General features: G+C 62.6%; 21 protein-coding genes and 1 other RNA gene. 15 read left to right on the top strand and 7 right to left on the bottom strand.

Annotated elements, in window-relative coordinates; translation table 11 throughout:
- Both LOKVESSMR4R_RS06705 and LOKVESSMR4R_RS06700 read right to left on the bottom strand, forming a co-directional pair.
- Entirely contained in the window at positions 1 to 642 is a 642-nt protein-coding gene (locus LOKVESSMR4R_RS06705) for a DUF1326 domain-containing protein (RefSeq protein ID WP_087206877.1), read from the bottom strand.
- Positions 643 to 654: 12 nt separating this feature from the next.
- Positions 655 to 1,422, bottom strand: a complete 768-nt coding sequence (locus tag LOKVESSMR4R_RS06700; protein WP_237331923.1) for a DUF2182 domain-containing protein — start codon at positions 1,420 to 1,422, stop codon at positions 655 to 657.
- A 115-nt stretch (positions 1,423 to 1,537) separates the two neighbouring features.
- Between LOKVESSMR4R_RS06700 and LOKVESSMR4R_RS06695 the strand changes: the two genes are divergently transcribed.
- The 14 genes from LOKVESSMR4R_RS06695 (at position 1,538) to LOKVESSMR4R_RS06630 (ending at position 11,560) form a co-directional block, all read left to right on the top strand.
- The gene (locus LOKVESSMR4R_RS06695; RefSeq protein ID WP_237331922.1) at positions 1,538 to 2,578 is read left to right on the top strand and encodes an ABC transporter substrate-binding protein; all 1,041 of its coding nucleotides are present in this window, start codon (positions 1,538 to 1,540) and stop codon (positions 2,576 to 2,578) included.
- A 113-nt stretch (positions 2,579 to 2,691) separates the two neighbouring features.
- On the top strand, positions 2,692 to 3,087 hold the full coding sequence (locus LOKVESSMR4R_RS06690; RefSeq protein ID WP_087206876.1) for a hypothetical protein: 396 nt from the start codon (positions 2,692 to 2,694) through the stop codon (positions 3,085 to 3,087).
- A 47-nt stretch (positions 3,088 to 3,134) separates the two neighbouring features.
- On the top strand, positions 3,135 to 3,587 hold the full coding sequence (locus LOKVESSMR4R_RS06685; protein WP_087206874.1) for a copper chaperone PCu(A)C: 453 nt from the start codon (positions 3,135 to 3,137) through the stop codon (positions 3,585 to 3,587).
- Positions 3,588 to 3,649: 62 nt separating this feature from the next.
- The gene (locus tag LOKVESSMR4R_RS06680; protein WP_087206873.1) at positions 3,650 to 4,255 is read left to right on the top strand and encodes an SCO family protein; all 606 of its coding nucleotides are present in this window, start codon (positions 3,650 to 3,652) and stop codon (positions 4,253 to 4,255) included.
- A gap of 60 nt (positions 4,256 to 4,315) precedes the next feature.
- Positions 4,316 to 5,665 carry an oxygen-independent coproporphyrinogen III oxidase gene (gene hemN, locus LOKVESSMR4R_RS06675; protein WP_087206871.1) on the top strand — a complete coding sequence of 450 codons (1,350 nt, stop codon included), beginning with the start codon at positions 4,316 to 4,318 and terminating at the stop codon, positions 5,663 to 5,665.
- 48 nt (positions 5,666 to 5,713) lie between these two features.
- Complete coding sequence (locus LOKVESSMR4R_RS06670) at positions 5,714 to 6,070, top strand: DUF4345 domain-containing protein (RefSeq protein WP_157898151.1); 357 nt, start codon at positions 5,714 to 5,716, stop codon at positions 6,068 to 6,070.
- Positions 6,056 to 6,405: a transfer-messenger RNA gene (gene ssrA / locus LOKVESSMR4R_RS06665) on the top strand. The genes LOKVESSMR4R_RS06670 and ssrA overlap by 15 nt, the downstream gene beginning before the upstream one ends.
- Before the next feature lie 67 nt (positions 6,406 to 6,472).
- The gene (locus LOKVESSMR4R_RS06660; RefSeq protein ID WP_237331921.1) at positions 6,473 to 7,222 is read left to right on the top strand and encodes a phytochelatin synthase family protein; all 750 of its coding nucleotides are present in this window, start codon (positions 6,473 to 6,475) and stop codon (positions 7,220 to 7,222) included.
- Positions 7,223 to 7,259: 37 nt separating this feature from the next.
- A complete protein-coding gene (locus LOKVESSMR4R_RS06655) occupies positions 7,260 to 7,907 on the top strand; it encodes a DUF1194 domain-containing protein (protein WP_087206869.1) in 648 nt (215 codons plus the stop codon).
- Positions 7,908 to 7,917: 10 nt separating this feature from the next.
- Positions 7,918 to 9,168, top strand: coding sequence for a chromate efflux transporter (gene chrA, locus LOKVESSMR4R_RS06650; protein WP_087206867.1), 1,251 nt, complete (start codon positions 7,918 to 7,920; stop codon positions 9,166 to 9,168).
- A gap of 60 nt (positions 9,169 to 9,228) precedes the next feature.
- The gene (locus LOKVESSMR4R_RS06645; RefSeq protein WP_087212738.1) at positions 9,229 to 9,696 is read left to right on the top strand and encodes an SspB family protein; all 468 of its coding nucleotides are present in this window, start codon (positions 9,229 to 9,231) and stop codon (positions 9,694 to 9,696) included.
- Between the two features lie 65 nt (positions 9,697 to 9,761).
- Positions 9,762 to 11,153 (top strand): class II fumarate hydratase, encoded by a 1,392-nt coding sequence (gene fumC, locus LOKVESSMR4R_RS06640; RefSeq protein WP_087206865.1) that lies wholly within the window; start codon positions 9,762 to 9,764, stop codon positions 11,151 to 11,153.
- Positions 11,150 to 11,326, top strand: a complete 177-nt coding sequence (locus LOKVESSMR4R_RS06635) for a DUF4169 family protein (RefSeq protein WP_087206862.1) — start codon at positions 11,150 to 11,152, stop codon at positions 11,324 to 11,326. The genes fumC and LOKVESSMR4R_RS06635 overlap by 4 nt, the downstream gene beginning before the upstream one ends.
- Positions 11,327 to 11,560, top strand: coding sequence for a ribbon-helix-helix domain-containing protein (locus LOKVESSMR4R_RS06630; protein ID WP_087206860.1), 234 nt, complete (start codon positions 11,327 to 11,329; stop codon positions 11,558 to 11,560).
- Here LOKVESSMR4R_RS06630 and LOKVESSMR4R_RS06625 read toward each other — a convergent pair.
- From LOKVESSMR4R_RS06625 to LOKVESSMR4R_RS06610, 4 genes are all read right to left on the bottom strand, one after another.
- Positions 11,545 to 11,790: a hypothetical protein gene (locus tag LOKVESSMR4R_RS06625; protein ID WP_157898150.1), complete on the bottom strand. Its 246-nt coding sequence runs from the start codon at positions 11,788 to 11,790 to the stop codon at positions 11,545 to 11,547. The two genes, LOKVESSMR4R_RS06630 and LOKVESSMR4R_RS06625, sit on opposite strands and share 16 nt — an antisense overlap.
- Positions 11,791 to 12,031: 241 nt before the next feature.
- Positions 12,032 to 13,390 carry a cytochrome P450 gene (locus LOKVESSMR4R_RS06620; protein WP_087206856.1) on the bottom strand — a complete coding sequence of 453 codons (1,359 nt, stop codon included), beginning with the start codon at positions 13,388 to 13,390 and terminating at the stop codon, positions 12,032 to 12,034.
- Positions 13,387 to 14,658, bottom strand: coding sequence for a hypothetical protein (locus LOKVESSMR4R_RS06615; protein ID WP_087206854.1), 1,272 nt, complete (start codon positions 14,656 to 14,658; stop codon positions 13,387 to 13,389). The genes LOKVESSMR4R_RS06620 and LOKVESSMR4R_RS06615 overlap by 4 nt, the downstream gene beginning before the upstream one ends.
- A 29-nt stretch (positions 14,659 to 14,687) precedes the next feature.
- Positions 14,688 to 15,443 (bottom strand): cytochrome c biogenesis CcdA family protein, encoded by a 756-nt coding sequence (locus LOKVESSMR4R_RS06610; RefSeq protein ID WP_087212735.1) that lies wholly within the window; start codon positions 15,441 to 15,443, stop codon positions 14,688 to 14,690.
- A gap of 93 nt (positions 15,444 to 15,536) precedes the next feature.
- On the opposite strand from LOKVESSMR4R_RS06610, the gene LOKVESSMR4R_RS06605 reads away from it, so the two are divergent.
- Positions 15,537 to 15,764: a sulfurtransferase TusA family protein gene (locus LOKVESSMR4R_RS06605; RefSeq protein WP_087206852.1), complete on the top strand. Its 228-nt coding sequence runs from the start codon at positions 15,537 to 15,539 to the stop codon at positions 15,762 to 15,764.
- A 118-nt stretch (positions 15,765 to 15,882) separates the two neighbouring features.
- On the opposite strand, the gene LOKVESSMR4R_RS06600 is transcribed toward LOKVESSMR4R_RS06605, so the two are convergent.
- Positions 15,883 to 18,489: an Rne/Rng family ribonuclease gene (locus tag LOKVESSMR4R_RS06600; protein WP_204248736.1), complete on the bottom strand. Its 2,607-nt coding sequence runs from the start codon at positions 18,487 to 18,489 to the stop codon at positions 15,883 to 15,885.
- Between the last annotated feature and the right edge of the window lie 77 nt (positions 18,490 to 18,566).

Here is an 18,566-nt window from a genome sequence, read left to right as displayed (position 1 = left end):
TCATTGCGGCCCGTGCCAGTCGATCTGGCAAATCTCGGCGCTGCGCCCGTCGAAATCCCACACGCGGCCAAAGGCGCGCACGCGGCCTTTATTGGCGGTGGCGACCGTGATGTCGGGGCCCATCCAATAGCCGGTATTGGTGACCACGATATCGGTGTCGGGGTCTTTGCCCACGACAGGCACGACCTCGCCCTGGATGGCCTTGCCGACCATCAGGCGGCGCGCCTTGCCTTCGGTTTCAAAGACGACAGGCGCGCGTTCGGCGCCCAGAAATTCGCTGACCAGCACTTTGAACAGGCCGGTGGTGCCGCGCGCCTTGCCGGTGAAGATATTCAACAGCCCGTCATAGGCGGCGTCAGAGGCGCGCTCGTCGATATAGGCGGCGGCTTTCCAATTGCCGCGCGCCATCAGGCCGGGGATTTCCAGCACCAGCCCGACATTCAGCCCGCCCAGATCGGCGTCGCCGTAATGGCCGCTGTCAATGCGGATACCGGCCCAGGCCTGGCAATAGCCCTCGGTCGGGGCATGTTTGCCCAAGGACACGACGCAGGGGCAGAATATTGTGCAATTACAATTGAGTATCAATTCCCCCTTGATCGCCCAAGGCACCGTGCCCACGGTCGCGTTTTGATCCAAAGCCATGATATTTCCTTTCTAAACCGCGCCCAGTAGGACTGCGACCCCTCCCAATATCAGCCCGATGCCCAAGGGCCGGGTGATGTAGCGCCCGACATGATCCATCTTTTCGCCCACCATGATCAGCGTGGCCAGCCCCATGAAGGCAAGGTTCATCACCCCGCCCACGAAGGCAAGCAGCATCAGCGCCCAGCAACAGCCCAGACAGACCGCGCCCAGACGCAGCCCGTTGCGAAACGGCCCTGCGTCCCAATGCTGCATGAAAAACGTCAGCGGCTGGCGGCATTTCGCCAGACAAGCCGCTTTGAGCGGTGAAAACTGGTAAATCCCCGCGCCCAGCAGCAAAGCCGCCGTCAGCCAGGCCGACAGGCTGTCGCCGATCGCGCTGATCAGGCCAAGCCGGTAGAACCCCAGTTGCAGCGCCGCAGCCGCCAGCGCAAAGCCGATCCAGACCACAAGATAGCCCAGCGCCAGCGGCCAGAACGCCACCCCCGTCTGGCGGCCCAGATCGTCATGGGTGGCAAAGGCGGGCAAGGCCGTGGGCAGCATCATCGCCGCCGCCATCAGCGCCCACATCAACACCGCGCGCGCATAGCCCGCCCCGTCCAGCGTGACATTGCACAATGCCTCCCAGAAACCGGTCCCGTAAAGCCGCGACAGCGCGCGCAGATCGGCAGGCACGGCCATCACGAACAGCAGCGACCAGGCAAGAATGATCACGCCGAACAGCGACAGCCAATGCGCCGTTCCCATTGATCTGATCCGATCCGCCACCATTTTCGGCATCCTCCGCTTGGGCAAAGCCTGTCAGACAATTCCGGCTCCGGCAATGCGGAAATACCCTTGCAGGACGACAGGGCCGCCCTTAGGTTTCCAGCGATATCCAACTGGGAGAACGACAATGAAAACAACCAGACTGATGGGGGCCGTTTCTGCTGCGGCCCTGGCCACCACCGCCTTTGCACAAGATGCCGACCTGCTTGTCTTCGATTATTCCGGCTTTGAGGCACCTGAATATCATCAAGATTATATTGATACCCATGGTGCCAGCCCGACCTTTACCTTTTTCGGCGACGAGGATGAGGCGTTTCAGAAACTGCGCTCGGGGTTCCGGGCCGATGTGTCGCATGTCTGCGCGCCCTCGGTGACCCGTTGGACCGAAAGCGGCATCCTGGAACCTTGGGACACCGCGCGCATCACCGCCTATGACGATCTGAACGCCAGCCTGACCGGCGAGGAAATCGGCGCAGGCCAGACCTATTTCATCCCGACCGATTTCGGGTCCACCGCCATTGCCTATAATCCCGACGAAGTCCCCGCCGAGGATGTGGCCAGCCTGCAGGTCTTTACCAACCCCGCCTATGCCGGGCGCATGACCCTGCCCGACAATGTGGATGACGCCTTTGCGCTGGCCTATCTGGCGACCGGCGTGACCAATTGGCAAAATGTCACCGATGCCGAATTCGAGGCGGCCGCCGATTGGCTGCGCGCCGTGCATCCCAACCTGCGCACCTATTGGACCGATCCTGCGGAATTGGCGCAGCTTTTGTCCTCGGGCGAAATTCTGGTCAGCTGGGCCTGGAATGAAACCTATCCCACCATGGTCGAAGAAGACCGCCCGATCGCGTTTCAGCGCGAAGCGGCAGAAGGCTCTTCGCTCTGGCTTTGTGGTTATGTGAAACTGGCCGATGGTCAGGGCAATACCGACAAAGCCTATGATTACGTCAATGCTTTCTTGTCAGAAGCCTCGGTCCTGCCCCTGCTCGAGGCGGGCTATGGGTCGGCCAATGCGGTCGCGCTGAACGCGCTGGTCACCGAAGAGGATCTGGTGGCCTCGGGCCTTGAAGAGATCGACGTGCCGATCCTTGCGCAATTGCCGATGAGCAACGAAGACCGCGAACGGATGGCCGAAACATTCGAGCTGATCAAAGCCGGTTTCTGATCGGACCGACAACCACGAGAGGGCGGTGCCGCTGGCGCCGCCCTTTTTCATGACCGGGCCGCTGCGGCAAAAAGTGACTGGACCTTCGCGCCAAAGGTCTTAAACCGTTTGTCATGCAGCCGCACCAGACCCATCCCGAAACCATGCATCCGCGCCTGATCTGGCGCGCCGCTTTGGCCTGCGTGCTGTCGCTGGCGCTGGTGCTGGTGGGTTTCGGGCATCGCCCGGTGCAGGCCGAACCGCAGGCCATGGCATATCTGCTGGCGGGGGGCGATTGGGCTGATCTTTGCGCCGATGGGCCGACACCGCATCCGGCCGGCGATACTTGCGCGGCCTGTATCCTTGCCAAGGGCATGGCGCTATCCGCGCCTGTGACTGCGCCCCGCGCGCTGCTGGGCGAACAGCGCTTGGTCTGGACCCCGCGCGCTACCGAACGCTTGGCGCTGACAATCGCCGCGACCTATCCGGCCCGCGCGCCCCCGTTTGATGATCGCGCAACATTTGTTTGACACGATCATCCGCGCGGCTTGCCCGCGCAAAACGGAAAGAGCTTATCATGAAAACGACTATTTTGGCCGCTTTGGCCTTGCTTGGCTTTGGCACAATTGCCATGGCCGAAACGGCGATCAGCATCACGGATGCCCGCGCTTTTGAAACCGCCCCCTCGGCAATGGCGGGTGGCGGGTTTCTGACCATCACCAATACCGGCAGCAGCGATGACGCGCTGATCGCCGTGCGGGCCGATTTCCCGCGCGTGGAACTGCATACAACCGAATTTGAAAACGATATCGCCCGCATGGTCCATGTCGAGACGATCCCTGTGCCTGCGGGCCAGACCGTGACGCTGGAACCGGGCGGGCTGCATGTGATGTTCATGGGGCTGCAAGGCAATCCGCTGAATGCGGGCGAGTCGATCGCCGCCACGCTGGTTTTCGAACAGGCAGGCGAGATGCCGGTCAGCTTTGCCATCATCGCGCGCGATATGGCGCACCAAAGCCATAAACACTGATCCCGCAACAGCCTCGTCCCGCCCCGGCGGCGGGGCGAGGTCTGGCCCTGAAAGGAAACCATATGAAAGCCATCATCATCGGATCAAGCGTCATGGCCATAGCACTTGGGCTGGGGGTCTATACTTGGCAGACAACGCAGTCCGCCCCCAACCCTTGCGGCAATACCACCGTTGCGGGTGCGGCCATCGGCGGCCCGTTCGAGCTGGTCTCGGAAACCGGCGCAACCGTCACCGACCGCGATGTCATCACCAAGCCGACACTGGTCTATTTCGGCTATACATTCTGCCCCGATGTCTGCCCGCTTGATTCGATGCGCAATGCCATCGCGGCGGATATTCTGGCCGACCAGGGGGTAGATATCGGCACCGTCTTTATCTCGGTTGATCCCGCGCGCGACACGCCGCAGGTCGTGGCCGATTTCACCGATAACTTCCACGATGACATGATCGGCCTGACCGGCAGCCCAGAGCAGGTGCGCGCGGCATCCCAAGCCTATAAAACCTATTACCGCGTGGTCGAGGGCGACCCCGAATATTATCTGGTCGATCATTCCACCCAGACCTATCTGATGTTTCCGGACACAGGTTTCGCCACCTTCTTTCGCCGCGACACGCCCGCCGAACAAGTGGCAGAGATTACCGCCTGTTTCGTCAGCCAGCTAAGCTGATTTTGCGGCCTTGTTGATCTGGCGCAATAAAATGCGCCGGATCATCTGCAAGATGGGTGCATGGATCATCTTGCCACTTTGCGCCGCATGGGCCTGTTCGATGCGCGCGTGCCCCGCTACACCAGCTATCCGCCTGCTACCGCGTTCAGCGCGGGCATCGGGGCTGAGTTTCAACGCGACAGCCTTGCGGCACTTGACCCCGCCGTGCCGGTTTCTGTCTATCTGCATATCCCGTTTTGCGAAAGGCTGTGCTGGTTCTGCGCCTGTGCGACCCAAGGGACCAGCACGCTCAAACCCGTTGAAAATTACATCCGTGTGGTCAAGGCCGAACTGGCGCTGCTGGCGCAGCAACTGCCCGCCGGTATCCGCATGGGGCAAATGCATTGGGGCGGCGGCACGCCCACGATCCTGCCGCCCGATATGATCCGCGATCTGGCACAGGCGGTGATGGATGTGATCCCGCCTGCCGGTGATTTCAGCTTTTCGGTCGAGATCGACCCGACGCTGGTGGACGACGCCAAGATCGCGATGCTGGCCGATATGGGCATGACCCGCGCCAGTATCGGCATTCAGGATTTCGCCCCCGATGTGCAGGCCGCGATTGGCCGCGAACAAAGCTTTGCAACAACCCAAGCCTGCGTGGACAGCCTGCGCGCGGCGGGGATCGGATCGCTGAACGCCGATCTGGTTTACGGCTTGCCGCATCAGACCGAGGCGAAATTCGCGGACACCATCGCGCAGGTCCGCCGCCTTGATCCTGACCGGATCGCGCTGTTCGGTTATGCCCATGTGCCAAATTTTTCCAAACGGCAAAAACTGATCCCCGATGCGGCCCTGCCCAAGGAAGAAGACCGCTATGCCTTGGCCCAGCAGGCCGCGCGCGCCTTTGATGCGGCAGGCTATCTGCCGATCGGGATCGACCATTTCGGCAAACCCGCCGACAGTTTGACAAAAGCGATGCAACAGGGCCGGCTGCGGCGCAATTTCCAGGGCTATACCGATGATAGCTGCCCCAGCCTGATCGGGATCGGGGCATCCGCGATTTCGCAATACGACGGCGGTTATGTCCAGAATGCCGCCGCCACCGCCGCCTATATCGCGCGGATCACGGCGGGCGATCTGGCGGGCCATCGCGGCTATGCGATGGGCCCGCAAGACCGGCTGCGCGCGCAAGCGATCAGCATGCTGATGTGCGATTTCGAAATTGATCTTGCCCTGCTGGACCAGCATCCTTTGGCCGCGATCCTCGCCCCCGTGCATCGCGCAGTGCTGGACCAATTCGCAGGCATGGTGGTGCAAAAAGGCGACCGCATCCGCATTCTGCCACAAGGCCGCCCGCTGACGCGGATCATCGCCAATGCCTATGACGGGTCGGGTGCGGTGGCGGCGCGCTATTCCCAAGCCTCTTGAACTGGCGGCAGGTTGTGCCAGCTTAGAGGCTGAACAAGGGAACAGGCCATGGACATCATCAATATCATCTTTGCGCTGGCCAGTATCGGGCTGGGCCTGTTTGGCTGGCTGGCCCCGCGGTACACGCTGGAAACGCTGGATTTGCAGGCCGGACCGTCGGGGATGGGCCCGTCGGAAATCCGCGCCTCGGCAGGGGCTTTGTTCGTGGGCATGGGCGCGGGCGCGCTGCTGCTGGGCGGGCCTGTCGCCTATGCGATGCTGGGTTTTTGCTGGCTGGGGGCGGCCCTGGGGCGGGCGACCTCGCTGGGGCTTGATGGCAGGACGCGCAAGAAATGGACATTCTTCGGGGTCGAGGCGCTGGTCGGTCTGGGCGCGCTGGCGCTGAACCTGCCTCTTGCAATGTAGCGGGGGAAAGCCTACCTCTGCCTTGTCCTTCGGGACTATGGACATAAACGCGCTCGTAATACGCGGATCGGACCCGGGGGCGGTACCCGGCGTCTCCACCAAACACTGCTCATTTGGCAGCCATGGGGACGAAACAGGATCGACGAACGTCTAAAGGGGTTTGCTTTGTCTCGGTGAGTTACCACCGTTATCGGTACAAAAAAGCTAGTTGCAAATGACAACAAAGCACCAATGGCGATGGCTGCGTAAGCAGTCGGAACTATTGAAACCTTAAGTCCTATGGTTTTGCGACCATAGGCGGGGTCCGCAGGTACCTGGCAACAGAAACCTGCACCTTTTCCCTCTTTTCAAATCAAAAATTTCGGCGCTAACCTGATCCATCATCATATGTTGGAGCCTGCCATGTCACGATTTGCCTTTGGTCTTGCGGTATCTGTTGTTGCGGCCCTGCCCGCCATGGCGCAAGACCCTGATGATTACGCCAAGCTGGGCGCGGATGCCCAGATCTTTACCGCCGATACCGCCTATCTGCGCGCGGCCCCTGCCCCCGATTACTGGGCGTTTTCGGCCTTTGTGAAACCGCAATTCACCACCTCGGCCTGTTCCATCGGAACGGTGACAGCGGCGATCAACGGGATCATGGGCCAGCCTGCATGGGCGTCGCAAACCATCATGACCCAAGAGGAATTGCTGGACCTGACCGGCAATGCCACATGGGCCGCGCTCTCTGCCGAGGGTGGGGATGGCGTGACCTTCCAGCAATTGGTGGATTTCACCGGCGCGGCGCTGGCCGCTGTCGGGCTGGACCGAATTGTGACGCCGTTTCACCCAAAAGCCGCGACCGATGACGCGCGCGCCCAGCTGGTCGCCATGCTGGTCCAGAATGAAACCAGCGCCGATGACGCGGTCATGGTCTATTTCAATCAAGGCGTCGTGACCGGCGATTGGGACGGGCCGCATATCGCGCTGATCGGCGCCTATGATGCCGCAAAAGACCGCGTGCTGATCCTCGAAGTCGATCAGCATTGGTATGTGCCCTATTGGACCTCTGTCGATGTGCTGCTGGCGGCGATGGTCAAACCCACATCCGCCGAACATGGCGTCCTGGAAGGCGAGACTGGCGGCCTTGTGATGATCCGGGCGGCCAGCTAGGCCTTGCCAAGCCCGCGCGGGGCAAGGATGCTGGGTCATGCGTTGTCTTGCCCCGTTTGTCTTTGCCCTGTCGGTCACACCTGCCCTGGCCTGTGAAACGGCGCTCTTGCTGACCATCGATGTGTCCAACAGCGTCGATGCCGCCGAATACCGCCTGCAAACCGACGGGCTGGCCGATGCTTTGCGCGACAGCGAGATCGTCGACATCATGCTGCGCGACCGTGTCGCTGTCGCCGTCGTGCAATGGTCGGGCGTGGATGAACAGGTCGTGGCGATCCCCTGGGAACGGATCACCCATGCCGGTCAGGCCGCGCAGCTGTCGCAACGCGCGCGCAACATGGAACGGGCCTTTGTGCTCTCCGGCACCGCCACCTCCGAGGCGATCTTGTTTTCACTGGCGCAATTCGACGCGGTCGCCGATTGCAAACGCAAGGTCATCGATATGTCCACCGATGGCACCGCCAATGCGGGCAGTGACGTGCGCCTTGCGCGGGGCCGCGCCGAACGGGCGGGCGTGACCATCAACGGGATCGGCATCGAAAGCATGGGGCGGACCATTACAAACTATTTACAAAGCGCGGTCATCACGCGGGACGGGTTTGTCATGACGGCCCGTATGCATCAAGATTATCCTGCGGCGATCAGGGCCAAGATCCTGCGCGAAATCGCCCGGGTCATCGGTTAGGGGACGACGCTTGAAAGATTTAATCGCGGTCTTTGGCCGGATCGGGCTGTTGTCCTTTGGCGGGCCTGCGGCGCAGATCGCGCTGATGCATCAGGAATTGGTCGATAAACGGGGCTGGCTGACCGAGCCGCAATTCCTGCGCGCGCTGTCCTTTTGCATGTTGCTGCCGGGACCAGAGGCGATGCAGCTGGCCACCTATGCGGGCTGGAAACGCGCTGGCGTGATCGGCGGGCTGATCGGGGGCGGGTTGTTCGTGCTGCCGGGGGCCATCGTGATCGCGGCTTTGGCGCTGCTTTACGGGGCTTACGGCAATCTGGCGGTCGTGCAGGCGCTGTTTCTGGGCGTCAAGGCGACGGTGATCGTCATCGTCATCGCCGCCCTGATCAAGATCGCAGGCCGCGCGCTGGTATCGCGCGCGCATCTGCTGATCGCGGCGGCGGCCTTTGTGGCGCTGTTTTTCTTTGCCGTGCCATTTCCGGTCGTGGTGCTGGTCGCGGGTCTGGCGGGCGCGGTGATGCGCCATGACCAAAGCGCGACAGAGCCCGCACCGGGCGGCGGGCTGCGATCCGCCTTACGGGTGCTGGTGGTGGGCGGCGCGCTCTGGGCGGCACCTGTGGTGGCGGTGGCTTGGGCGGGCAGCGCTTTCTTGCTGGATATCGCCGCCTTCTTTTCGCTGATGGCGGTGGTCACTTTCGGCGGGGCCTATGCGGTCTTGGCCTATATGACCCAAGAGGTGGTCTTTTCCTATGGCTGGTTGACGACACCGCAGATGATGGATGCGCTGGGGCTGGCGGAAACCACGCCCGGCCCGCTGATCCTTGTCACGCAATTCGTGGCCATGGTGGCGGGGCTGGCACAGGGCGGCACAGGCGTGGCGCTGGCGGCGGGGGCGTTGACGCTTTGGGTGACATTCCTGCCCTGTTTCATCTGGATTTTCGCAGGCGCGCCGCTGATCGACTGGCTGGATGGGCGCCCGCGCCTGCGCGCAGCCCTTGCGGGGATCACGGCTGCGGTCGTGGGGGTGATTGCCAATCTGTCGCTCTGGTTCGCGCTGCATGTGGTCTTTGGCACGGTGACGCGGCTGCAAAGCGGCGTGATCAGCATGGTCCTGCCCGATCTGTCCAGCCTGCAACCGCTGGCGATCGGGCTGACCGGGCTGGCGGCGGTTTTGCTGTTGCGCCTGCAATGGCCGCTCTGGCGGGTCTTGCCGCTGGTGGCGCTGACGGCATGGGGGCTGACATTTGGCTTGGCCGCGCTCTGACTGCCTCTTTTCTTGGCCGCAGAATCCCCTATGCTGGCAGGGAATGACAGGAGTAGCGCCGTGCCCAATACCATTGATTATGGAAATCTGATGCACCGCGCCATGCGTGGCCTGATCCAGCAGGTGCTGGAAAACGTGGCCAAGACCGGCCTGCCCGGCAATCACCATTTCTTTGTCACCTTTGACACGATGCATCCCGATGTCGAAATCGCGGATTGGTTGTCCGACCGGTATCCGGGCGAAATGACCGTCGTGATCCAGCATTGGTTTGCCAATCTCGATGTCACCGACGAAGGGTTCACCATCACGCTGAATTTCGGGGATAATCCCGAAACGCTCTATATCCCTTATGACGCGATCAAGACTTTCGTCGATCCCTCCGTCGAATTCGGCCTGCGGTTCGAAACACAGGACGACCCCGCCCCAATCGCCGAAGCGCCGATGCATGAAATGGCCGAACCCGACGATACCAAACCCGCCGCAAGGAAAGAGGCCGAGGTTGTCAGCCTCGACAAATTCCGCAAATAGGGTGGCTTGCGCAGGGCGCGTCCGCTGCTAAAACCCTTTGGACCATTGAACCAAAGGATCACCCCATGACCGCGACCCGCATTGAGACCGACAGCTTTGGCCCGTTAGAGGTGCAGGCAGACCGCTATTGGGGCGCGCAGACGCAACGCTCGATCCTGAACTTTCCCATTGGCTGGGAAAAGCAGCCTGTCGCCATCGTGCGCGGCCTTGGCGTGATCAAACAGGCCTGTGCCATCGCCAACAAGGACCGTGGCGCGCTGGACGGCAAACTGGCCGATGCGATCATTGCCGCCGCGGCCGAGGTGGTCGCAGGCAAGCTGGATGATCATTTCCCGCTGGTCGTGTGGCAGACAGGGTCCGGCACCCAGTCGAACATGAACGCCAACGAGGTGATCAGCAACCGAGCCATCGAAATGCTGGGCGGCGTGATCGGGTCCAAGACCCCTGTCCACCCCAATGACCACGTCAATATGGGCCAGTCCTCGAACGACACTTTCCCAACGGCCATGCATATCGCCATCGCCACCACCGCGCACGATGTGCTGCTGCCGGGCTTGGAAAAACTGCATGCCGCACTGGCCGCCAAGCAGGACGATTTCAACGACATCATCAAGATCGGCCGCACCCATACGATGGATGCAACGCCGCTGACGCTGGGGCAGGAATTTTCGGGATATACCCATCAGGTCGCCATGGGCATCCGCCGGATCAAGGGCGCCCTGCCCGCGATCTATGAACTGGCCCAAGGCGGCACTGCCGTCGGCACCGGATTGAACAGCCCCGTGGGCTGGGGCGAAACGGTGGCGGCGCATATGGCCGACATCACCGGCCTGCCCTTTGTCACCGCGCCCAACAAATTCGAGGCACTGGCCGCCCATGACGCGCTGGTCGAAATGTCGGGGTCGCTGAAAACCGTGGCCGCCAGCCTGTACAAGATCGCCTGCGATATCCGCATGCTGGGGTCCGGCCCGCGCTGCGGCCTTGGCGAATTGATGCTGCCGGAAAACGAGCCCGGATCCTCGATCATGCCCGGCAAGGTCAACCCCACCCAGGTCGAGGCGATCACCCAGGTCTGCGCCCATGTCATGGGCAATGATGCCGCCGTCGGCTTTGCCGGGTCGCAGGGCCATTTTGAATTGAACGTGATGAAGCCGATGATGGCCTATAATGTGCTGCAATCCATGCAGCTTTTGGGCGATAGCGCGGGCGCCTTTACCGATAATTGCGTTCTGGGCATTCAGGCCGACCGCACGCGGATCGAAAAACTGATGCGGGAATCGCTGATGCTGGTCACCGCCTTGGCCCCCACCATCGGCTATGACAACGCGACCACCGTCGCCAAGACTGCGCATAAGAACGGCACCACGCTCAAGCAAGAGGCGATCAAGCTGGGCTATGTGGATGAAGCCACCTTTGACAAGGTCGTGCGCCCCGAAGACATGATCGGACCCAAGTGAAGCCCGTCAACCTGAACCAGGCGCGCAAGGAACGCGACCGGGCCGCGGCCAAGGCCAAGGCGGATGAAAACGCCATCCGCTTTGGCCGCACCAAGGCGCAACGGCTGCTGGATGCAGCCCGCGCCGAAAAGGCCCATGACCACCTGTCCCAGCTGAAATTCGAGGATGATTAGGTGACCCACCGCCGCCCCGCGAAACATTCACTGACCCTGCGCGGCCATCGCACCAGCGTGACGCTGGAAGAGATTTTCTGGAAAACATTTTGCGACATCGCGCGCCGTGACGCCAAGACGATCAACGGCCTGGCCGCTGAAATCGACGCAGAGCGCGGCGATCTTGGTCTGGCCTCGGCGATCCGGGTCTATGTTCTGGAACGCAGCCTGCCGCAGGGTCAATCTTTGGAATAAAGCGCGCCGCGCAGGCGGGACAAACGGGCGATATCTTGATGTTCGCGATCGTTCAGCCCGGCGGGCGCAATCGCCTGATCCGGCGCGCACCCTTTGCCTCCCCTGAACAAACGCACGATATCACGCGGGCCAAGCGGATCCGCCGCAAGTGTCGGTTGATCTGCGGCTTTCCTGCGGCCAAAGAGCCGCGACAGGCCGTTCCGGGACGATCCGGGCAGTGCGATTGTCATGACGTCCCCCATCCTGCGGTTGTGCATCTTGGTCAAAGCTGTGGCACAATCATGGCTGCGGCGCAATCTATCCCTTGGCATGGCAAGCGGCACAATCCGCGATATCACCCTGAATTATCGTATATTTTGGCAATCTGGCGCGCATGGGCAGGCTGGCAATAAGGCAGGGCTGCGGGCTATCGTTTCCAATACCCCACTAAACCTATGCGATACCCCATCAAACGCAGTTATTGGAAACAATTCACGCGCCGCGTGGCGTGATTCGCAGCAGGATCCCATCGCGGGACCGCACCGTCAGATGCGCCGCAGGCACCGGCACCTGCCCCGCGACCGGCGCGAAACGGAACCAGCCGACCAATTGCGCCAGCAACACGACACCTTCGATCATGGCAAAGCCCGCGCCGCTGCACATGCGCGGCCCGGCCGAAAAGGGCAGATATCCGTCGCGCTGCGCGGTCTTGGTCGCGCCATCCTGCCAGCGCGCGGGGTCAAAAGCATCGGGCGCATCCCAGATCCGTTCATGCCGGTGCAGATGCCATGGCGACAGCACGATCTGCGCCCCCGCAGGCACAGCGCGCGCGCGGAACATCGTGGCTTTGCTGGCCTCGCGCACCATCATCGGCACTGGCGGATACAGCCGCAAAGTTTCACGAAACACATCGCGGGTCACGGCAAGCTGCGACAGATCGCTGAAGCGGTCGTCAAACAGCGCCGCCTCTGCCGCGACCTTGTCTTGCCAATCAGGATGGGTCGCCAGCAGATACAGCGCCCAAGCCAGCGCCGACGCGCTGGTTTCATGCCCCGCCAGAAAGAAAATCGCCACCTGATCGACCATTTCGCCCTTGCTAAAGGTCTTGCCGGTCTGCGGATCCGCCGTTGTCATGATCTTGGTGGCCAGATCATCCGGCGCTGTGCCTGCGCTGATCTGGTCCAGCCGGGCTTGGGTCAGATCGGCGATCAGCCGGCGGATCGCGCGGGCCTGGGCGCGCACGCCGGGGCGGAAAAACCGTGGCATCCAGCGCGGACCGGGCAGAAAGGCCGCAAGGTTCAGGATCGGCTGCGCCTGCTGATAGCGCTGGAACCGGTGATAGACCTCGGCGGCGGTTTCATCCTCGATCGGCAATGAAAACAACGTGCGAAAGATCACATCCGCCGCGATATGGCTGGCGGCGGCATCAATCGCACGCGGGCTGTCATCGGCCAGCGCCACCATCCGCGCGCAGCCTGCCTGCCCTGCGGCCACGATGGCGGGAAACGTGTCACGCAGCCGCCCGCCTTCAAACGCGGGGTCGATGATGCGCCGCTGCGCGCGCCATTGCGCGCCATTGGTCAAAAACACGCTATCGCCCAGCAAGGGCCGCAGCCCCGCGCCGATCCGGTCGGATTTGGGATAGGCTGCGGGATTGTCTTTGAGCACTTCGCGCAGCAAGGCGGGGTCATTGATCAGGAAGGACCGAAAGAACGGCGTGCGAAATTCGGCCATCCAGGCATGGTAAAGCCGCGCAGGCTGGGCCGACAGGATATCTTGGCGAAAAAGCCGCAGATAGCGCCACAAAGAGACGTTGTCAGGCCGCGCAACAGGTTTCGGCGGCAAGATCATGGCAGCGCCATCGCGGTATATTTCGACGCCGCCACATCAATGCGGGAGGCCGATGGCGCGCGGTCCCGAAACCTGTCGGCCAATGTCAGCGGCCCTGCGGTGATCTGGAAATAATCGTAATCCTTTGGCCGGTCAAAAGCGCAAAGATATTGAAAATGCAGCCGGAAAAACCGCCAGCGCAGCGCTTTCCAGCGCGCGGGCGACAGGCTCTGGGTGAAGGCCGCCGAAATCACCAAGGGCCAGCGTTTGCCGGGCGGGGTGACGCCGCTGACCGCGACCGGATCGCAAAGCGCGAAACAACAGCCGTCGCCGGGGGCGGTGACATCGACCCAGGTCACTGCCTCTTGGCTGGCCAGAAAGGCCAGATCGGCGCGCAGCTGTTTGGCCTGCGGCAGAAAAGAGACCATCGGCACCACCTGTCCCAGCGTCAGCAGCCCCAGCCGCGCGCCGCGCTCTGGCAGATGGCCCGCGCGGATCAGATCGGCCACCGCGCTGATCGCCAGATGCGCCCCCGAGGAATGACCGACCACCAGCACCTCGTCCACCGGGTCTTGCAGGGCGCGGGCGATCTGGTCGCTGAATTGCGCCAGACGGTCTTGCAAGGCAGGCGGGGTCGCGCCCCTATGCTGCGCGCTGAAAGCGTAATCATGCATCAGGTAATGGGCAAAAAGCCAATTGTCGCGCGCCTTGAACCAGCGCAGCACCGATAGGCAGACAAGGCCCAAAACCCCCAGCCTGACCAGCCAGCCCAGCCAGCCAATCATCGCCCCGTCCTGCACCCAGCCTGCCGCACCGAAAGCGCCCAGCAGCCCCGCCTGCGCCAGCCCGCCCAGCCACCAGCCCAGCCAGAGCGCCAGCAGCAATTGCCCCGCCAACATGCCCACCGGGTAAAGTGCGGCGATGATCGGCCCTTTGCGCAGCCACATCAGCCGCCGCAGCGTGCCGCTGTGCAGATAGATCCACGCCGTCCGCAGCAATTGCCCATAGCTTGCCGCCACCGTCTGCGCCATGCTGGCGCGCACGATATCGGCCCAGACCAGCATATCGATCCGCGCCTGCACCGGCTCTGCGTCGATCTGCGCCTGCACGAACCAATGGAACCCCTGCCCCGCATCGCCGCCCTGCACTTTGATGTCATAGTCGCTGATGCGGGCCTGTGCCGCGCTCTCTTTGCGGTAGAGTTCGCGGTAACGGCGGGGATGGATCGGGTCATAGCCCGGAATATGGAACACCCGGCGCAGGCTGACGCGGTTCATGTCACTGGTCATCGCCCTGCCCCGTTATCACAGGGTGCAGTTTAACCTACGCTTGCCAGAAATGGAAAGCGCTCTAGCAACCAAAAGCTGAATGCCGCGAATTGGCCGGTCAGCATCATCAATCCCACCGTCCATAACAGCAGGCCCGCGCCGGCCTCGATCTGGCGCATATGGCGCCTCATCCAGCCCATCACCCCGTGCAGCCGCGGGAAAAAGGCCGCGACCAGCAAGAAAGGAATGCCCAGCCCCACCGCATAGCTGCCCAAAAGGACCGTGCCACGCCCGACATCGGCCTCGGAGGCGGCAAGGCTGAGGATCGCCCCCAGCACCGGCCCCAGACAGGGCGTCCAGCCAAAGGCAAAGGCCAGCCCCAGCAGATAGGCCCCAAAGGCCGACCCGCCCCTGTCGCCCGCGTCAAGCCGCATTTCGCGGTCCAGAAACCCGATGCGGAAGACGCCCACGAAATGCGCCCCCAGCACCATCACCACCAGCCCCGCGCCGATGACGAAATAATCCTGCACCCCGATCAGCATCCGCCCCATGGTCGAAAAGGCGATCCCCAATAGCAGGAAAACCGTGGACAGGCCCAGCACGAAGAACAAGGCCGCGATCAGCACCCGCCGCCGGGCGCTGGCGGTCTGTTCCATCTCGCTGACCGAAACGCCGCCCATATAGGCCAGGTAAGGCGGCACCACCGGCAGCACGCAGGGGCTGAGAAACGACAAGACCCCCGCCGCCAAGGCGACGATCATGGCGGGCAGCAGGGCTGCATCAAAGATCAATCCGGTTTCCAACATCGCCCCGTTCCTAGACCACCAATCGCGCAGCGTCACGCCCTGTTGCGTCACATCTTGGTGGACAAAGTGAAACATCCAGCCCAGATTGCCGCCATGACCCATGACGCTGATCTTGATGCCCGCGGGCTATTATGCCCGCTGCCCGTGTTGAAGGCCCGCAAACGCCTTGGCGCGCTGGTCTCGGGGCAGGTTTTGCGCATGGTCGCGGATGATCCCGCCGCGATCGTCGATGTGCCGCATTTCTGCGCCGAGGCCGGGCATGTGATGCTGGCATGTGAGGATGCAGAGGACGCGCAGATCTATCTGATCCGCAAAGGCTAGGCGTCGCAGGGGCGCTGCCCCTCGCCCCGGAGTATTTTTGGAAAAAAGAAGTTGGGAGCGCAAAAGCAAACGCCGCCCCGGTGACAGGACGGCGTTGCCTTTGTTGCGATGTCAGCCGTTACTTACCGAGCGACCACCAGCCTTTGCGGCGCGGTTTTTCGGCGGCGGGCGCTGCGGCCGGTTCCGGCTCTGGCTGCGGCGCAGGGGCTGGTTCCGGCGTCGCTGCCGGTTCTGGTGTGGCCGCGACAGGCGCCTCTTTGACTGGCTCTGCTGCGGCCTCTGCCTCGGCCGGTTTCGGCTTGGCGCGGCTGCGCCGCTTGGGCTTGGCGGGGGCCTCTTCGGGCGCGGCATCGGCAGCGGGTTCGGCGGCAGATTCGGCTGCGGCTGCGGGTTCGGCGGCAGTCTCTTGCACGACGCTCGGCTTTTTGCGGCTGCGGGTCCGTTTCTTGGGCGCGGCCTCTTCGGCGGTGACCTCTGCGGGCGCGGGCGCGTCTTGGGCCAGCGGTGCCTCGGGTGCTGCTGCGGCATCGGCAGGCTGTTCGGGCGCATGATCCGCCGCTTTGCGGGCGCGCGTGCGGCGGCGCTTGGGCTTGTCCTCGGGGGCCGCTTCGGGCGCGGGTTCGGATGCGCCGGGGGCGTCGTCAGCCGCGGCCTCTTCGCCGGTCTCGGGCGTCTCTGTGCCATCGGCCTGTGCGGCATCACCCGCACCCCGCCGCCGCCGACGACGACGGCGCTTGCGCTTGGGCCGGTCTTCGCCATCCGCCTCGGGCGCTGGGGACGCAGCGGCGCTGGCCTCTTCGTCTTCATCGGGGGTTTCGGGGATCAGATCGTCATCATCATCCTCTTCCATCAGCAGCGCATTGGCGACGATGGGGGCGGCTTCGGGGACGATGCGGGTCGCAGTCTTGAACTTTTCCACCACGAAATCGGGCGAGATCAGCGTCGGGTCACATTCGATCCGCACCGACATGCCATAGCGCGCCTCGATCTCGGCGATGTTTTCGCGCTTGCCGTTCATCAGGAAATTGGCAATCGCGATGGGGGCGCGGACCAGCACCTCTTTGGAGCGCGCGCGCACGCCTTCTTCTTCGAGCTGGCGCAGGATCGACAGCGCGACATTGTCGTCGGACCGCAGCAGGCCCGTGCCATGGCAATGCGGGCACATCTGTGTCGTGGCCTCGAGCATGCCGGGGCGCAGGCGCTGGCGCGACATTTCCATCAGGCCGAAACCGGAAATCCGGCCCACCTGAATCCGCGCGCGGTCGGTTTTCAGCTTGTCCTTGAAGCGTTTTTCGACGGCGGCGTTATTCTTGCGTTCGTCCATGTCGATGAAATCGATCACGATCAGACCGGCCAGATCGCGCAGGCGCAGCTGGCGCGCGACCTCATCGGCGGCTTCGAGATTGGTTTTCAGCGCGGTCTGTTCGATCGAGCCTTCCTTGGTCGCGCGGCCAGAGTTCACGTCGATGGCGACCAGCGCCTCGGTGATGCCGATCACGATATAGCCGCCCGAGGGCAGCTGCACCGTGGGATTGAACATGCCCGCAAGATAGGTTTCCACCTGATAGCGCGCATAGATCGGCATCGGTTCGGCGTAGAATTTCACGTTTTTCGCATGCGACGGCATGATCATCCGCATGAAATCCTTGGCCGAGCGATAGCCCGCCTCGCCCGCGACGATCACCTCGTCGATATCCTTGGAATACAGGTCGCGGATCGAGCGTTTGATCAAATCGCCTTCTTCGTAGATTTTCGCAGGCGCGATGGATTGCAGCGTCAAGGCGCGGATCTGTTCCCACATCCGTTGCAGATATTCGTAATCGCGCTTGATTTCCGCCTTGGTGCGCTGCGATCCGGCGGTGCGGATGATCAGCCCCGCGCCATCGGGCACGGTCATTTCGCCGGCGATTTCTTTCAGCTTCTTGCGGTCCACGGCATTGGTGATCTTGCGCGAAATCCCGCCGCCGCGCGCGGTATTGGGCATCAAGACGCAATAGCGGCCTGCCAGCGACAGATAGGTCGTCAGCGCCGCACCCTTGTTGCCGCGTTCTTCCTTGACCACCTGGATCAGCAGGATCTGGCGGACCTTGATGACCTCTTGGATCTTATAGCGACGCGGGCGCGGTTTGCGCACCGGGCGCATGTCGTCGATATCATCGGCATCAGCGACGCTTTCGATGGTCTCATCGGGCGCGGCCTCATCGCTGTCATCATCGGCGGCGGGGGTTTCGACCGGCGTTTCACCGACCAATTCCATCGGCGAGCTGCCTTCAAGATCCTCGGCCAGATCGATGGTTTCCAGACCTGCCGGATCATCGCCCGAGGTCACGACCGCATCGGCGCTGTCTACCGCGGCCGCGCGCACCTTGCTGCGGGTGCGGCGGCGGGGCTGTTTGGGCGCATCCTCGGCCTCTTCCTCGGCCTTGAGGCTTTCGGCATAGGCGCGTTCTTCTTCCATCAGCGCCTCGCGGTCGGCGATGGGGATCTGGTAATAATCGGGATGGATTTCCGCGAAGGCCAGGAACCCATGCCGGTTTCCGCCGTAATCGACGAAAGCGGCCTGTAGCGATGGTTCGACCCGTGTTACCTTGGCAAGGTAGATATTGCCCGCCAGCTGGCGTTTGAATTGGCTTTCAAAATCAAATTCTTCGACCTTGTTGCCGTCCACCACCACGACGCGGGTTTCTTCCGCATGGGTGGCATCGATAAGCATTTTCTTTGGCATTTTGTCCATTCGCACATGGCGCGACCGGCCCCCCGGGGGGTGCGGCCGTCCGCGTGATGTGTCTGATTAGGGCGTGC

Origin of the sequence: Yoonia vestfoldensis, assembly GCF_002158905.1 — a bacterium.
Classification (GTDB): Bacteria; Pseudomonadota; Alphaproteobacteria; order Rhodobacterales; family Rhodobacteraceae; genus Yoonia; species Yoonia vestfoldensis_B.
This window is presented reverse-complemented; position numbering and strand designations above follow the sequence as displayed.

Bases quoted from the DNA above. Each gene is read 5' to 3' on its own strand.
- LOKVESSMR4R_RS06700 (WP_237331923.1), bottom strand. From the start codon at position 1,422: ATGCCGAAAATGGTGGCGGATCGGATCAGATCAATGGGAACGGCGCAT.
- LOKVESSMR4R_RS06625 (WP_157898150.1), bottom strand. From the start codon at position 11,790: ATGACAATCGCACTGCCCGGATCGTCCCGGAACGGCCTGTCGCGGCTC.
- LOKVESSMR4R_RS06620 (WP_087206856.1), bottom strand. From the start codon at position 13,390: ATGATCTTGCCGCCGAAACCTGTTGCGCGGCCTGACAACGTCTCTTTG.
- fumC (WP_087206865.1), top strand. From the start codon at position 9,762: ATGACCGCGACCCGCATTGAGACCGACAGCTTTGGCCCGTTAGAGGTG.
- LOKVESSMR4R_RS06600 (WP_204248736.1), bottom strand. From the start codon at position 18,489: ATGCCAAAGAAAATGCTTATCGATGCCACCCATGCGGAAGAAACCCGC.
- LOKVESSMR4R_RS06705 (WP_087206877.1), bottom strand. From the start codon at position 642: ATGGCTTTGGATCAAAACGCGACCGTGGGCACGGTGCCTTGGGCGATC.
- LOKVESSMR4R_RS06680 (WP_087206873.1), top strand. From the start codon at position 3,650: ATGAAAGCCATCATCATCGGATCAAGCGTCATGGCCATAGCACTTGGG.
- LOKVESSMR4R_RS06685 (WP_087206874.1), top strand. From the start codon at position 3,135: ATGAAAACGACTATTTTGGCCGCTTTGGCCTTGCTTGGCTTTGGCACA.
- LOKVESSMR4R_RS06695 (WP_237331922.1), top strand. From the start codon at position 1,538: ATGAAAACAACCAGACTGATGGGGGCCGTTTCTGCTGCGGCCCTGGCC.
- LOKVESSMR4R_RS06655 (WP_087206869.1), top strand. From the start codon at position 7,260: ATGCGTTGTCTTGCCCCGTTTGTCTTTGCCCTGTCGGTCACACCTGCC.
- LOKVESSMR4R_RS06610 (WP_087212735.1), bottom strand. From the start codon at position 15,443: ATGTTGGAAACCGGATTGATCTTTGATGCAGCCCTGCTGCCCGCCATG.
- LOKVESSMR4R_RS06660 (WP_237331921.1), top strand. From the start codon at position 6,473: ATGTCACGATTTGCCTTTGGTCTTGCGGTATCTGTTGTTGCGGCCCTG.
- LOKVESSMR4R_RS06615 (WP_087206854.1), bottom strand. From the start codon at position 14,658: ATGACCAGTGACATGAACCGCGTCAGCCTGCGCCGGGTGTTCCATATT.
- hemN (WP_087206871.1), top strand. From the start codon at position 4,316: ATGGATCATCTTGCCACTTTGCGCCGCATGGGCCTGTTCGATGCGCGC.
- LOKVESSMR4R_RS06670 (WP_157898151.1), top strand. From the start codon at position 5,714: ATGGACATCATCAATATCATCTTTGCGCTGGCCAGTATCGGGCTGGGC.
- LOKVESSMR4R_RS06690 (WP_087206876.1), top strand. From the start codon at position 2,692: ATGCAGCCGCACCAGACCCATCCCGAAACCATGCATCCGCGCCTGATC.
- LOKVESSMR4R_RS06605 (WP_087206852.1), top strand. From the start codon at position 15,537: ATGACCCATGACGCTGATCTTGATGCCCGCGGGCTATTATGCCCGCTG.